The sequence below is a fragment of the Enterococcus sp. DIV1283b genome, from assembly GCF_051710965.1.
In the GTDB taxonomy this organism is placed as follows: Bacteria; Bacillota; Bacilli; order Lactobacillales; family Enterococcaceae; genus Enterococcus_B; species Enterococcus_B lactis.
The window spans coordinates 2865716-2880000 of sequence record NZ_JBIOLR010000001.1 but is presented as its reverse complement, the minus strand read 5'-3'; the positions used below and the strand labels follow the sequence as shown (position 1 = coordinate 2880000).

The following is a 14285-nucleotide window of genomic DNA, read 5'->3' as shown; positions in this document are numbered from 1 at the left end:
AAATAGCTCAGTGGTAGAGCACCACCTTGCCAAGGTGGGGGTCGCGGGTTCGAACCCCGTTTTCCGCTTTGCCAAAGCAATCGCGCCGGGGTGGCGGAACTGGCAGACGCACAGGACTTAAAATCCTGCGGTGAGTGATCACCGTACCGGTTCGATTCCGGTCCTCGGCATTTCAAATATGCGCCCATAGCTCAACTGGATAGAGTGTTTGACTACGGATCAAAAGGTTAGGGGTTCGACTCCTCTTGGGCGCGTAGTCTTTTTTATTTTTTTAACGGGAAGTAGCTCAGCTTGGTAGAGCACTTGGTTTGGGACCAAGGGGTCGCAGGTTCGAATCCTGTCTTCCCGATTTTTTTTATCTTGCTTTTTGTTTTCAAATGATTTATAATTTTTTTAAATTGAATATGCGCCCATAGCTCAACTGGATAGAGTGTTTGACTACGGATCAAAAGGTTAGGGGTTCGACTCCTCTTGGGCGCGTCGATACGGAATAGTATATTCCGTATTTTTTTTTGTTGATTCTAAAGGATTTATTTAACAAAAAGCGTTCTTCTTTCTTTCTATTACCAAATTCGTTATAATTAAGGTCAATATTAGTCAAAGGGAATGAATAAGATGGCACATCAGAATACCTCGGATTTAATTGAATCATATATAAAGAAAATTCTGGAAAATAGTGAAATGATCGAGATTCGAAGGATTGAAATGGCAGACCTCTTTAACTGTGTTCCTTCACAAATCAACTATGTGATTAATACCCGTTTTACCATCCAACGCGGTTATTTAGTAGAGAGCAAACGCGGGGGTGGCGGTTATATACGAATTGCGAAAGTAAGAATTTCAGATAAAAAACAGTTACTTGAGCAGATAAATCAGTTGTTTGATGATACAATCAGTGAGAAAAATGCTTTTGCTATTATTCAAAAACTTTATGAAGACCAAATAATTACAAAAAAAGAAGGAAACTTGATGTTAAGTGCAATTGCAAAAAACACATTGAATTTCAATGAATTTGAAGATCATACACGTGCTCGGATTCTCCGAGCATTTCTGGAACGTTTAAGTTATGAAGATGGGAAGTGAGATTAGATGGAAGAACTTTTTACTGAAAGAGCCCAAGCGGTATTAGAAATTGCACAAGAAGAAGCAAAACGATTGAAACATCAATCAGTTAGTTCAGAGCATGTTTTACTAGCATTAGTAGTTGAACAAAATGGAATTGCTGGAAAAGTATTACGTGAAATGGATTTGAATGAGACAGAAATTTATGAAGAAATTGAACATCTGATTGGTTATGGCGGTATCCGTTCTTACCCTAAAGGAGTCTTTCTTCCATATTCTCCAAGAATGAAACAAGTTTTTGCTTTAGCTAGCAGCGAAGTAAAGAAAACGGGTTCTCAAAAAGTTGGAACAGAACATATTTTGATGAGCTTATTAAAAGATGAAAGTATCATGGCTACTCGAATCATGATCAACTTAGGTATCAGCCTTTCAAAAGCCCGACAAGTTCTGAAACAAAAAATGGGACTAGCTGGTGATTCGGGTGGAAAGGGAATGAATCGTCGTAGAAATATACAAGATAAACGGCAAACACCGCAAGGAACACCTACACTGGATTCATTAGCACGTGATTTGACGAAATTAGCAAAAGAAAACAAGTTGGACCCAGTTGTTGGTCGTTCTAGAGAAGTCAAACGGCTTATTCAGATTCTTAGCCGATGGACAAAGAACAACCCTGTACTGGTGGGCGAACCTGGTGTAGGTAAAACAGCCATTGCTGAAGGACTAGCGCAAAAAATCATTTTAGGAGAAGTACCAGAAGACATGCAAGAAAAGCGCCTGATGATGCTTGATATGGGATCTTTGGTTGCTGGTACGAAATATCGCGGTGAATTTGAAGATCGAATGAAAAAAGTCATCGACGAAATCTATAATGATGGTCAAGTAATCTTATTCATTGATGAATTGCATACCTTGATTGGTGCAGGTGGAGCAGAAGGAGCAATTGATGCTTCGAATATCTTGAAACCGGCGTTAGCTCGAGGAGAATTACAAACGATCGGAGCAACGACCCTAGATGAATATCAAAAATATATCGAAAAAGATTCTGCATTAGAGCGACGTTTTGCACGAATTCAAGTAGATGAACCAACTCCTGAAGAAGCGGAAGAGATTCTTCAAGGATTACGTTCAAGATATGAAGAGCACCACGGGGTAGAGATTACAGATGAAGCTGTGCGGGCAGCAGTGAATCTTTCTGTTCGTTATATCACTTCTCGTCAACTACCTGATAAAGCTATTGATTTGATTGATGAATCAGCAGCGAAAGTCCGTTTGGATCAAACCGATCACTTAACAAAATCAACTGTAATCAAATTAGAAATTGATGAATTAGTACAAGAAAAAGAAGCAGCAATCCAAAAACAAGACTTTGAAAATGCTGCGCAATTACGTAGACAAGAAAAAGCACTACGTAAAAAGCTACAAAAAGTTTCTGCAATCGAAGCAAAACAGGAACAAGGATATTCTGATCGTGTAACAGAAGAAGATGTTGCTACAGTTGTATCGGAGTGGACTGGTGTCCCTCTAAAGCAGTTGGAGAAAAAAGAAAGTGAACGTTTGTTAGAATTGGAAGGTCTTCTGCATGAACGTGTGGTTGGTCAAGATGAGGCTGTCAAAGCAGTTTCACGCGCCATCCGTCGTGCACGAAGCGGCTTGAAAGATCCTAACCGTCCAATTGGGTCATTTATGTTCCTCGGACCAACTGGTGTCGGAAAAACAGAATTGGCCAAAGCACTTTCAGAAGTCATGTTTGGAAGCGAAGATGCCCTGATCCGTGTTGATATGTCAGAATTTATGGAAAAATACAGTACAAGCCGATTAATCGGATCTCCTCCAGGATACGTAGGGTATGATGAAGGTGGACAGTTGACAGAAAAAATTCGTCAAAAACCATATTCAGTGATTCTCTTAGACGAAGTGGAGAAAGCACATCCAGATGTTTTCAATTTACTTCTGCAAGTATTGGATGATGGTCATTTAACAGATTCTAAAGGTAGAAAAGTGGACTTTAGAAATACGATCATGATTATGACTTCAAATATCGGAGCGACACAAATTCGAGAAGAAAAAAATGTCGGATTTAATGTCCAAGATGTCACGAAAGATCACAAAGCCATGCAAAAACGTATCTTAGAAGAGTTAAAGAAAGCTTTCCGACCTGAATTCTTGAATCGAATTGATGAGACTGTCGTCTTCCACTCATTGAGTAAAGATGAAATCCATACCATCGTCCAAATTATGAGTAAAGCGATTATCAAACGATTGAAAGAACAAGATATTCAAGTGAAAATCACCCCATCTGCAATCGATGTGATCGGGAAAGCCGGATTTGATCCTGAATATGGTGCACGTCCAATCCGTCGCGCACTTCAAAAAGAAATTGAAGATCGATTGAGCGAGGCGTTGCTTGGCGGAGAGATTCGTTTAGGTGACCACGTAACAGTAGGTGCTTCAAAAGGAAAAATCACATTGAATGTTCGCGGGCCTAAAAAAGAAACAGTAGGTTCCTTATAGGTACTTGGTCTATGTAGCTGAATTTTTATAATAGTAAGACTTGATTAAGAGGTTGTGACAAGATTTTTGTCACAATCTCTTTTTATATTTGGACAGAATATACCGAACTTTATTTTGACTTTTTGTGAAATAATTTTCAAAAATCCGACTTTAAATAGAAGAAGTATTGGAAAGTTTTTAGAGCTATGCTACTATTATGAAGTTGTAGGAGGAGGAAATTATGATCGAACTCATAACCACAGTAGAGACTATCAAACAAGCAGAACAGTTGCTTGCTGCAGGTGCAGACACACTATATTTCGGTGAAGAGCAATTTGGATTGCGTCTGCCTGCTTCGTTCACACGAGAAGAACAGCGACAATTAGTAGAATTAGCACACAAGCATGGTAAAAAAGCAAATATTGCTGTAAATGGGATCATCCATCCTGAGAAAATGAAAAATGTACCTGAATATTTGGCTTTTTTAAAAGAAATAAATGTAGATGTGATCACAGTTGGTGATACAGGTATCATTTATACGATGAAAAAAAATCCTGAATTGCGTATACCGTATATTTATGATGCTGAAACATTAGTAACGAGTGCACGTCAAATCAATTTCTGGGCGAAAAAAGGCGCAGTTGGCGCAGTACTTGCTCGTGAAGTTCCTTTTGAAGAGATGAAGGCGATGGAAGAAAAACTCGACATTCCTGTAGAAATCCTTGTGTATGGTGCTACATGCATCCATCAGTCCAAACGTCCACTGCTACAGAATTACTATAACTATACGAAGCAAGACGAACAAAAAGATCGTGAAAGAGGTCTTTTTATCTCGGAACCTAAAAAAGAAGAGACACATTATTCTATTTATGAAGATAGTCATGGCACACATATTTTTGCCAGTAATGATCTAAATCTTTCGAATGAATTGAATGAACTTTATCAGCATCATTACCGTACATGGAAATTGGACGGGTTATTTACTCCAGGCGAAAATTTCGTGAATATCACTCAACTATTCGCCGAAGCCAAAAAACAAATTTTAGAAGGTAGCTGGAATCAAGAAAAAGCAGAAAAATTGACGAGCGAAATCAACAAATTGCATCCTGAAAACCGTGAATTAGATACAGGATTCTTTTATATTGATCCTTCTGCTATCAAATAAGGAGTATGATGAATGAAATGACAGTAAAAAGAAAATTGAAACGTCCAGAAGTCTTAGCGCCAGCAGGAACACTGGAAAAGTTAAAAACAGCGATCCATTATGGAGCAGATGCAGTATATATTGGTGGAAATGCGTATGGTTTAAGAAGCCGTGCAGGTAATTTTACTTATGAAGAAATGGCTGAAGGGGTTGCTTTTGCAAAAGAACACGATGCAAAAGTGTACGTTGCTGCTAATATGGTCACCCATGAAGGAAATGAAGAAGGCGCTGGGGAATTTTTCCGCAGTCTGCGCGATGTCGGTATTTCTGCAGTGATCGTTTCTGATCCAGCTTTGATCGAAATTTGCGCGACAGAAGCTCCAGGTCTGCCGATCCATTTATCCACTCAAGCTTCAGCAACCAATTTTGAGACATTGGAATTCTGGAAAGAGGAAGGGTTGGAACGTGTCGTTTTAGCTCGTGAAGTTTCAATGGAGGAAGTGGCAGAGATCCGTAAAAATACGGATATCGAAATCGAAGCATTTATTCATGGTGCCATGTGTATCTCTTATTCTGGTCGCTGCACATTGTCCAACCATATGTCAATGCGGGACGCGAATCGTGGAGGATGCTCTCAATCTTGTCGCTGGAAATATGGATTGTTTGATATGCCTTTTGGTCAAGAACGGAATAGTTTGACTGATACAGGAGAAATTGAAGAAGAATTCTCGATGAGTGCAGTTGATATGTCAATGATCGAGCATATTCCAGAATTGATTGAAAACGGCGTAGACAGCTTCAAGATCGAAGGAAGAATGAAATCGATCCATTATGTATCTACAGTGGCAAACGTCTATAAAGCAGCTGTAGACAGCTATATGGAAGATCCTGAAAACTATGTCTGCAAACAAGAATGGATCGACGAGTTATGGAAAGTGGCACAACGAGAGTTAGCTACAGGCTTTTATTACAATACACCAACTGAAAATGAGCAATTATTCGGAGAACGTCGTAAAATCCCAGTATATAAATTTGTCGGTGAAGTATTATCTTATGATGAGGCAACACAGATTGCTACGATACGTCAGAGAAACTTATTCTCTGTAGGGGATGAAATCGAATTTTATGGTCCAGGGTTCAGTCATTTCAGTCAAACAGTCGAAATCATGCATAATGAAGAAGGGGAATCCATTGACCGAGCACCAAATCCAATGATGGTTTTGACCATGCCAGTCGCACAACCAGTGAAACCTGGAGATATGATCCGGAAACGTAAATAAAGAAAAGCTGATACAGTCCTGTTTCAAGCATCTCCGCATACAAAATCCAAGAAAAGTGTTACACTTGTTTTCTGTAGAAAAAGGATCGTTAAATAAATGCTTTGATTGATCTCTTCAATAAGGAGGAACAAAATGCAAATATATGATTACATCGTAATTGGTGGCGGCTCTGGCGGTATTGCTTCAGCAAACAGAGCAGGGATGCATGGCGCAAACGTTTTGCTGATTGAAGCAAATGAATTAGGCGGAACCTGTGTCAATGTCGGTTGTGTACCTAAAAAAGTCATGTGGCAAGCAAGTACGATTTTGGAAACAATTGAACGTGATGCTCCAAGTTACGGCATCCAAGCAGATTTAAAAAGTGTCGATTTCGCCGGTCTAGTAGAAAGACGAGAAAAATATATTGATTTTCTACACGGTGCTTACCAAAGAGGATTAGATAGCAATCATGTCGAGGCTATAAAAGGGTATGCTACTTTTATCGATAGTCAAACGATCGAAGTAAACGGTGAAACTTATCATGCGCCTAAAATCTTGATTGCGACTGGAGGCCGTGCAAGCAAGATGAGCATTCCTGGTGGCGAGTACGCCATTGATTCAAATGGATTTTTTGAATTAAGGGAATTACCTAAGAGAGCAATCGTTTTAGGTGCTGGATACATCGCAGCTGAACTTTCAGGTGTATTTCGTGGTTTAGGTAGTGAAGTCATGTGGGCATACCGAAAAGAACGTCCACTTAGAACGTTTGATAAAATGCTTTCGGACAATCTGATCCAAATGTACCAAGAAGCTGGAATCAAGACTTACCCACATCATATTGCCAAAGAAATCACTAAAAATAATGACGAATACACGGTGTTATTTGAAAATGGTGAAACCTTAACTGGTGATTGTGTGCTTTTTGCAGGCGGTCGTGTGCCGAATACTGAAAATTTAGGTCTGGAAAATACAAATGTCGAATTGGACGAAAAAGGATTTATCAAAGTAGATAAATACCAAAACACAACGGATGAACATATTTTTGCGGTTGGTGATGTGATCGGTAAATTAGACTTGACTCCTGTTGCAATCGCAGCTGGCCGACGTTTGTCGGAACGTTTGTTTAATGGGAAGAAAGATTCTTATCTGGACTATAATCTTGTTCCGACAGTTGTCTTTACGCATCCACCAATTGCAACGATTGGATTGACAGAAGAAGAAGCATTGGAAAAATACGGAGAAAATGACCTGAAAGTTTATCGTTCACGCTTTACTCCAATGTACTTTGCTTTGAATGATTATCGCCAAAAATGCGAAATGAAATTGATTTGCGTCGGAAAAGAAGAAAAAATTGTCGGCTTGCATGCTATTGGTGTAGGTGTCGATGAAATGCTACAAGGTTTTGCTGTGGCTATCAAGATGGGCGCAACTAAAGAAGACTTTGATAATACAGTAGCCATCCATCCAACAGGGGCGGAAGAATTCGTAACGATGCGATAATTTAATACTAGCAGTTCCAGCAGCTTTTTATTGAATAAACCAATGTAAAACCAGAAAATCAGTATACTGATTTTCTGGTTTTTTGTTTTTTAACTATTTATGTAAGATTGCTTCGATATTTTCCCAAAACGAATAAGTAGGGAAGTTGGATATTTTGATTATCTTCGTATTCAGCTGATTCCTATCTAAAGGAAAGTCAGTCAAAACCAAATCATATTGATTGATCAACCGATAGTTCAAACAAAAAAAGCTATCCTGATATTCTTTTATTTCTTTTATCTCAGGAAATTTTTTAGTTAACAATTCCTTATATAAGAAACAAACTTTCGGTTCTTGAGAAGAAAGGATCATGACTGTATATGTCTTTTTTTTTGGAATGATTCGATCAATAAGAGCTGGAGACAGCAAAACCAGTTCTTCCAGCAATTCTTCATATAATAAACGATTGGTTAGAATAAACGAATAATTTTCTTCCGCTAATGCTTGTTCATAAAAAGAAAGAATGAGTGGGTCCGATTTCAAGACGATCACAAAGAACCGTTTAAAGGAATTGGTTAGAAAAGGTAAAAACTCCTTCTTGAAAGAAATCAAATGATACAAGTAATTTAATTGCTGATCAGATAACACCGTATCAGTAGATAAAGAACGATAGAAATTTTGTGACAAGTTTCTTAATTTTTTGATTTCATGAGCTGGTGCCTTTACAGAAGCAAAATGGGTCATCTGACTGATTGGACGCAAAAGTTCACTAGCTGTTTCTTTAGTCAAATAGAAATGATAATTTTTCTCCATAACGGAGCAAAATGTAATGTTATTTTTCGTTCGCTCAAAAAATAAATCAATATCCATTTCGAGAGGTTGGCGTTTCAACTGATCGGATAATCTATGTTTCTTTCCGATCCGGATAATAGAAATCAAAAAATAATAAATCAAAAAAAGCTGTTTGTGGACAGATAGTTTGTTTAATGGCGGATAAAGTTTCATGTATCGTTTGATAGCTGCAGACAATATTTGGTAATGAGGAAGTTGATCCGGTGTATAGATCTCCTCAAATAAACTGCAGTAGAAAAAACGTATTTGTCTCTCCTCACCTTGAATATGTACATATGGAGTAGTGTGGATTCTAAAAAGAAATCCTCGTTTTTGAAAGGATTCATTCAGAAACATAATGATTCTGCGAATACTTGCTGTACTTAGAAATAACTGATCAGCTAGTTTAGCAATACAAGGTTCTTGCATCAAAATGATTTTCAACACTTGTATATGGCTTGAATGTTTTAAGATAGTACTCGTGATGCTTTCTAAATTATATTCACAAGGTAATCTCAAAGAAACTTTCTGATGCTCGTCGATATGAATAGATGCCGGAGAATGAACAAAATTAAATGCGGCAATATCAGATAAGAGTGTTTTTTTTGTTACAGCAATTTTCTTCTCTAAGTCTTCTAAATAAAATGAATCCATACTCAAAAGCATGGCTAATCTTAACTGTCTTTCTGATAATTTTTCAAGCATAGTTATATCTTCTGTCATATTTCCATCTGCGTTTTTTAAGAAATAATAGATAAAACGCTCCTTCACTTCCTTTCTTTTCGGTCGTTCTTAACCATTATCCCACGTTATAGAGAAAATTGATTCGTTTGTATGTTTGTTCAACAATTTTAAGCAACAGGCAGAATAAACAGCAAAAACAGAATGCCTTGACCTCATATTTTTGTTAATTAAAATAACGTAATAACGATAAAATAAATAGTTTTATCTTTTTTGTTTTAGTTATTTTTAATTATGTATTTATAAAACCTTTTTGTACTCTCTATATTTACAGTAAAAAAATAAAATATAAATAAAAAGCTTAGATAGAAATATCATGCTTATGTCTTTTAGATTATTGTTATTTATAATAGCAAATATAACTACTGAATGAAAATTAAACCAACTATACTTTTAATTATTTTATATAAAATTGTTTTTTTATTTATATCTTCGAGGGTTGAAAATGATATTTCAAGGGAGTTGCTCTTCATTCGATTTTTTGTTTCCGAAAACAAAAGATCGTTTTCTTTTATTTTTTTGATACATATTCCTTTAGATATAGTTATTTATACTGTTTATCCAAAAATAATAATTATAACATACAAAAACAGTTTTTAAGAAACAGGTTTTCCAAAATAGAAAAAAAATAATACTAAATTCTAGCGTAAATAACTGTAGGATAGATTTAATAGCAAACTAGAAAAGGGGAAGTAAAAAATGGTAGGATTTTTGGAAAAGCAACTAGAGAGACAAATCATGCTGATCTGCTTGTTAAGCATGGATCTGGCTGAGATCAACGACCTTGCGGAAGAGCTAAAAGTGACGGATAAAACAATTATTGCAGATATTGATAATTTTAATTCTTCTTGTTTTCCTGCGTACATCGAGGTCAATCAGTATAAAGAAGTAACGTTGAAAATACCCAGTAACCTCAATTTAGATGATATTTTTATCAAGATCCTAAATAATTCTATCTATATAGAAGTCTTAAAATACATTCTGATTTCAGAACCGTCTTTAACTGAGATTTCAGCTAAATTATTTTTGAGTAAGACAAGTGTCAGGAGAATCATTACCAAAATAAATACGTACTTTTCAAAAGAAAGATTAGATATACAAATCATCTTAACCACCAGACTACAAATCATCGGTGATGAAATCTATATTCGCAAATTTTTCTCAAGTATGTTCAAAGAAATCTGCAAAGAAAAAGATCTTCCTTATTTTGAAATGATTTATAAAATGTTGAAACGCTGTTTGATCAAGCAAGGACGGGATGCTAGCTCTTCTAAAATCATTTATACAGTTTATTATATTTTTACTTCGATTATTCGAATCGGGAACGACCATCTGATTCCCAAAGAGGAACTGGCAGATCGACCAGCTGTCGTTGACTCAATTATGGAAACAATCAAGAGCGATACCGTCTTCTGCACGCTTATCAATCAAAATTATAAATTTGTGATCAGTAGAGAAAATATAGAAAATATTTTGAGCCCATATCTCAGTCTGCTGTTTACCAATCCAGCTGAAACAGATGAGTATATGCTCAGAAGAGTAGAACTGTTTCTTAAACATTTCTATTATCTTTCCAATATCAATGAAACGGTCACAAATGAAAAGGTTTTGCATTTCACCAGTTTTATTACCTTTTATAAAGAATTGACTTTTTTCAAAGTCAGCTATGCAGATATCTTTTATAAGAAAATCCTGAAGAAAAAAGTCCAGATATGGGAAGCTTATCAAAGTGCATTGATCATCTCTAACTTATCCTCTGTACGGAAAAATGAACTTTTGTTAAAAGAATTACTGTTGGAGCTGATTGTCTCTTCGAATGAATTATTGCATCGAGTGGAGCCAAAACTAAAAGAACGGTCTATTTTGTTATTAAGTTCACAAGAGATGGGACTTCCTATTTTATATAAGAACTTGATTTTGAATAAGTACCCTTCTTTTAAGAAAGTCGATATTTATGAAAAAGATGTTTTTTCTTTAGACTATACACTGATCAACCAATATGACCTCGTGTTGACCGATGTAAATTTGAATTTGAATCGCATATCTTCCGCCATTCTGAAAATTTCTAAAGTACCAACGGATGCTTTCTGGCATAATTTGGAAACGTTTCTTCATTCTACTTGAGAAAAGAGTTGCCAATAAATTATTATTTCGGAAAAAATAGGTGTGGTATAGACAATTTTCAGCGTTAAGATAAAAACAAAAACACTGGAGGAACGAAAATGAAAGAGTTAATCGGTTTATTTTGTATTTTATCCTTTACGTTCAGAATATTGGCCTCAATGATCAAAGGATTGTATTACGTGGCAAGAACCCTTGTTTTATTACCAGTCGCAGGATACAAGTGTTACAAAGAATGCAAAGCCAACAAAAGAGAGAGCAATCTTTCAGATATTTCATCTACATCATCAAGGGAAAGCAATAGACAGTATGGGACTATTGCCAATCGGGTATCAGGTGCTTTTAAGGATGCAGACAGGACAAATGAGTCAAGGAAAATAAAAGTACCTTTACAAGATCTAGCACATTCTAGCCGTAACAGTATATAGAGTAAAAATCTGAGAGGAAGTAAAAAAGATGCTTACACCAATCAATCAAAAGTTATTTGAACTTCTGGAATATGACGTAAAAGACAAAAGATTTACAAAAGATCTGTCTATTATCGACAAAGAACAACGAAGTAAGACCACTAAGATCGATATTGATATCGATGGGTTGAACGAATCCCTTTCAATAGCAATTAACAAAAAGATCGAAACTCTAACGGAAGAAAAAAAGTTATATGGTTATCTTTCAGAGGAAAAGAAACTTCAAAGCATCATCAATAAGATAAATAAAAAGCCATTCGTTGAGTTGGAGCAGGAAAGAAAAACATTCGAGGAAAAGCTTGAAAAAGTCACTGGTCATCAAGAAAAGATCAAACAAGAAAAAGGCACGGTTGTTTATCCATCCGACCAAACGTTTAACACCGAAACCTATCAAAATGAGAAGCTGATTTTGTCTCGAATAAATGTGGCAGAAAACAATCGTCTGATCGGCAACATAAATAATTCTATCCTAGCAGCTGAAACAAGAGTAAACGTACTAAGAGAGGAATCTAGGCAACTGAAAAAACATTTGTCTAGAGATTTAGAGAAAAAAGAACAAGAAATCACAAAACTTGAATCCACTTTACCTCCAGCTCCTGAAGATAAAGAGCGAAGAAAAAGTTGGGAAGAAAAAGAGGTAGTTATACACTACAAAGAATTATTAGCAGAAAAAACAGTAATTGAATCACAAATCAAAACCATTGATGCTGCAACTTTACGAACTGTTCCTACTGCACAAGTAGAATTCTCCAAAGATCTGCCAAAAAAGGAAGATATCCCAAAAGAGCAGCCTAGCCAAATAGTCAAAGAAAGTGTACCTTTGCATCGAGCTGATAGTGAAAAGGTACAGCCGAGTATTCCAGTACCACCACCTATGCCAAGTAAAGAATTATGGCAGAGACAAGAAACACAAAAGTCAGAGAAAGCACCTCATCCTATTGAGCCGAACGTTATCATCCAAGAGCAACCTAGCCAAAAACGGGAAAATGGACCTCGTCCAAGAGCTGCTAGCGATCCTGGAGAGTCCCGGACAGACGTACCAGATAGTGGTAAAAAGACGCAAGATACACCTGAAAGAGACAAGAAAGAGGAGCCGGATAAATCAACTAAAGATGCTTTACATACAGCAATCGGCGAAAATTTAAAAGCTAGACAAGAACTGCTCCAAGTGACGATTGAAAAACAAAGAGAAATAATTGGTATCATTCCTAAAAAAGCGAAACATTTACCAGAATTAAATGCGATAGATAAGAAGATCCAAGAAAATGAAACCGAACTCGCAAAGCTGAAGACCCAGTTAGATAACCCTAAAACGTGGAATCCCGAAATGATCCAACTGCCAAAGGGGCAATCAGCTACTGTTGAAAATATCAAAGCAGATACTGACAAGATCAAAACAGATATCGAAAAGATCAAAAGCATGGATATCAAAGATTTAAAAAAAGAACTATTCCCACATTCTAAAAAAATGCGTTGGCTCCGCCGAGCGTTGCATCTATGGCCTTTGGCGGCATACCCTTTATTTGTAAGTTGGGCAGTGATGATTTTACCAGCTCTGACGGTTAGTCTCTATGCGGCACCAGTTGCGATTACTGCTTTTTCTTTCTTTTGTGCCAGTTATTATGTCCCTAAATTGATCAATTATGCGAGGAAAAAAATAGCCAATCGACGCGAAGCTCAGAAAGATAAAGAAGAACTAAATAAAGGACTGACAAAAGAAAAAGAGCAGCCAGAAGCAACGAAAGAAGTAACAAAAGAAGCAGTCAAAGAAACAGAAAAAGAAGCAAAGAAAACAGATATAACGACAAATGAAAAAGGCAAAGAAACGCTTAAAGGAGAAAAAACGGCAGAACCAAGTCTGGAACCTTCCACAAAAAAAGATTGGAAAGCCAAAACGAAAGATTTCTTGAAGAACAATTGGAAGACACTCGCGATCATAGTAGGCGGAAGTACGTTGATTGCATTAGCTTCTGTATTCCTCATGCCAATCATCGCACCTGGACTAGTTGGGGCCGGTATATTTACCCTTGGAACTGTAGCGTTGATGGGGGCTTCTGTGGGTATCGGGGCGCAACTGATCGACAAATTTGGATTGAAAAAAGTAGAAAATCATTTGAATAAGAGAGAAGAGAAAAACTTTGATCAAAAATTAGAAAAAGCACTTCATTCATTTGACCTCTCGAATCAAAAAGAAGAGAAAGCGAAAGAGGTACAAGAGACAACAAAAGACTCAAAAGTGCAAGAAACAAAAGAACAAGGCATCTCGTCAGATATTTCTCGAACAAGCCCAGTAGTTTCTCAGGATGCTTTAGGTGCCAAAAGAAGCTCAATAAGTTCTCTTGGATCCATAGACTACAACTTGTTTGCATACTCAAAAGATAACCAACAAGTGAAAGCAGAGATCCACGCAGAGCCAAATAGGAAAGCGTCACTCGAACAAGAAAAGGCATCTAACAAAGTAGTTCCTATAAACCAAAAGTGGTCAGAAAATAATCGAAATGCGCCTTCTCAAATTTCGTCAGTAACAGGGCCACGTCAAATTCAAGATTTAAAACAAGATGCAGTTGTTCGGGCAGGTAATCAAAACGGAAAAGATGATAGCAATAGAAACAGCCCAGCACGTACCAGAAGCAATAGTCAACCAACTCCAAAAAAGGAGCAGATAGTCCATTAAATGAAACAGAAGAA

Annotated in this window: 9 protein-coding genes and 5 tRNA genes (1 of these 14 cut by a window edge); 13 read left to right on the top strand and 1 reads right to left on the bottom strand. The window is 36.8% G+C overall.

Annotation, left to right across the window (positions count from 1 at the left end):
- The 10 genes from IGJ53_RS14060 to gor all read left to right on the top strand — a co-directional run.
- Window positions 1-68: transfer RNA gene (locus IGJ53_RS14060), tRNA-Gly, on the top strand; it begins 4 nt to the left of the window's first position.
- Window positions 69-84: 16 nt separating this feature from the next.
- Window positions 85-170 (top strand) — tRNA-Leu (locus IGJ53_RS14055).
- A gap of 10 nt (window positions 171-180) precedes the next feature.
- Window positions 181-254: transfer RNA gene (locus tag IGJ53_RS14050), tRNA-Arg, on the top strand.
- A 21-nt stretch (window positions 255-275) separates the two neighbouring features.
- Window positions 276-349: transfer RNA gene (locus IGJ53_RS14045), tRNA-Pro, on the top strand.
- 57 nt (window positions 350-406) lie between these two features.
- Window positions 407-480, top strand: a tRNA-Arg gene (locus IGJ53_RS14040).
- Window positions 481-615: 135 nt separating this feature from the next.
- On the top strand, window positions 616-1083 hold the full coding sequence (locus tag IGJ53_RS14035; protein WP_002310600.1) for a CtsR family transcriptional regulator: 468 nt from the start codon (window positions 616-618) through the stop codon (window positions 1081-1083).
- Between the two features lie 6 nt (window positions 1084-1089).
- Window positions 1090-3576, top strand: a complete 2487-nt coding sequence (locus IGJ53_RS14030) for an ATP-dependent Clp protease ATP-binding subunit (RefSeq protein ID WP_438750501.1) — start codon at window positions 1090-1092, stop codon at window positions 3574-3576.
- Window positions 3577-3796: 220 nt separating this feature from the next.
- Window positions 3797-4720 (top strand): peptidase U32 family protein, encoded by a 924-nt coding sequence (locus IGJ53_RS14025; RefSeq protein WP_086311336.1) that lies wholly within the window; start codon window positions 3797-3799, stop codon window positions 4718-4720.
- Between the two features lie 5 nt (window positions 4721-4725).
- Window positions 4726-5979: a peptidase U32 family protein gene (locus tag IGJ53_RS14020; protein ID WP_195670356.1), complete on the top strand. Its 1254-nt coding sequence runs from the start codon at window positions 4726-4728 to the stop codon at window positions 5977-5979.
- Between the two features lie 132 nt (window positions 5980-6111).
- Window positions 6112-7458, top strand: coding sequence for a glutathione-disulfide reductase (gene gor / locus IGJ53_RS14015; protein WP_259741869.1), 1347 nt, complete (start codon window positions 6112-6114; stop codon window positions 7456-7458).
- A 93-nt stretch (window positions 7459-7551) separates the two neighbouring features.
- Here gor and IGJ53_RS14010 read toward each other — a convergent pair whose 3' ends face one another.
- Entirely contained in the window at window positions 7552-8991 is a 1440-nt protein-coding gene (locus IGJ53_RS14010) for a helix-turn-helix domain-containing protein (protein WP_311135313.1), read from the bottom strand.
- Between the two features lie 717 nt (window positions 8992-9708).
- On the opposite strand from IGJ53_RS14010, the gene IGJ53_RS14005 reads away from it, so the two are divergent.
- From IGJ53_RS14005 to IGJ53_RS13995, 3 genes are all read left to right on the top strand, one after another.
- A complete protein-coding gene (locus IGJ53_RS14005) occupies window positions 9709-11133 on the top strand; it encodes a helix-turn-helix domain-containing protein (RefSeq protein ID WP_010733014.1) in 1425 nt (474 codons plus the stop codon).
- A 98-nt stretch (window positions 11134-11231) separates the two neighbouring features.
- Window positions 11232-11558, top strand: a complete 327-nt coding sequence (locus IGJ53_RS14000) for a hypothetical protein (protein ID WP_010733015.1) — start codon at window positions 11232-11234, stop codon at window positions 11556-11558.
- A 28-nt stretch (window positions 11559-11586) separates the two neighbouring features.
- Complete coding sequence (locus IGJ53_RS13995; RefSeq protein WP_438750498.1) at window positions 11587-14271, top strand: hypothetical protein; 2685 nt, start codon at window positions 11587-11589, stop codon at window positions 14269-14271.
- The last annotated feature ends 14 nt before the right edge of the window (window positions 14272-14285 follow it).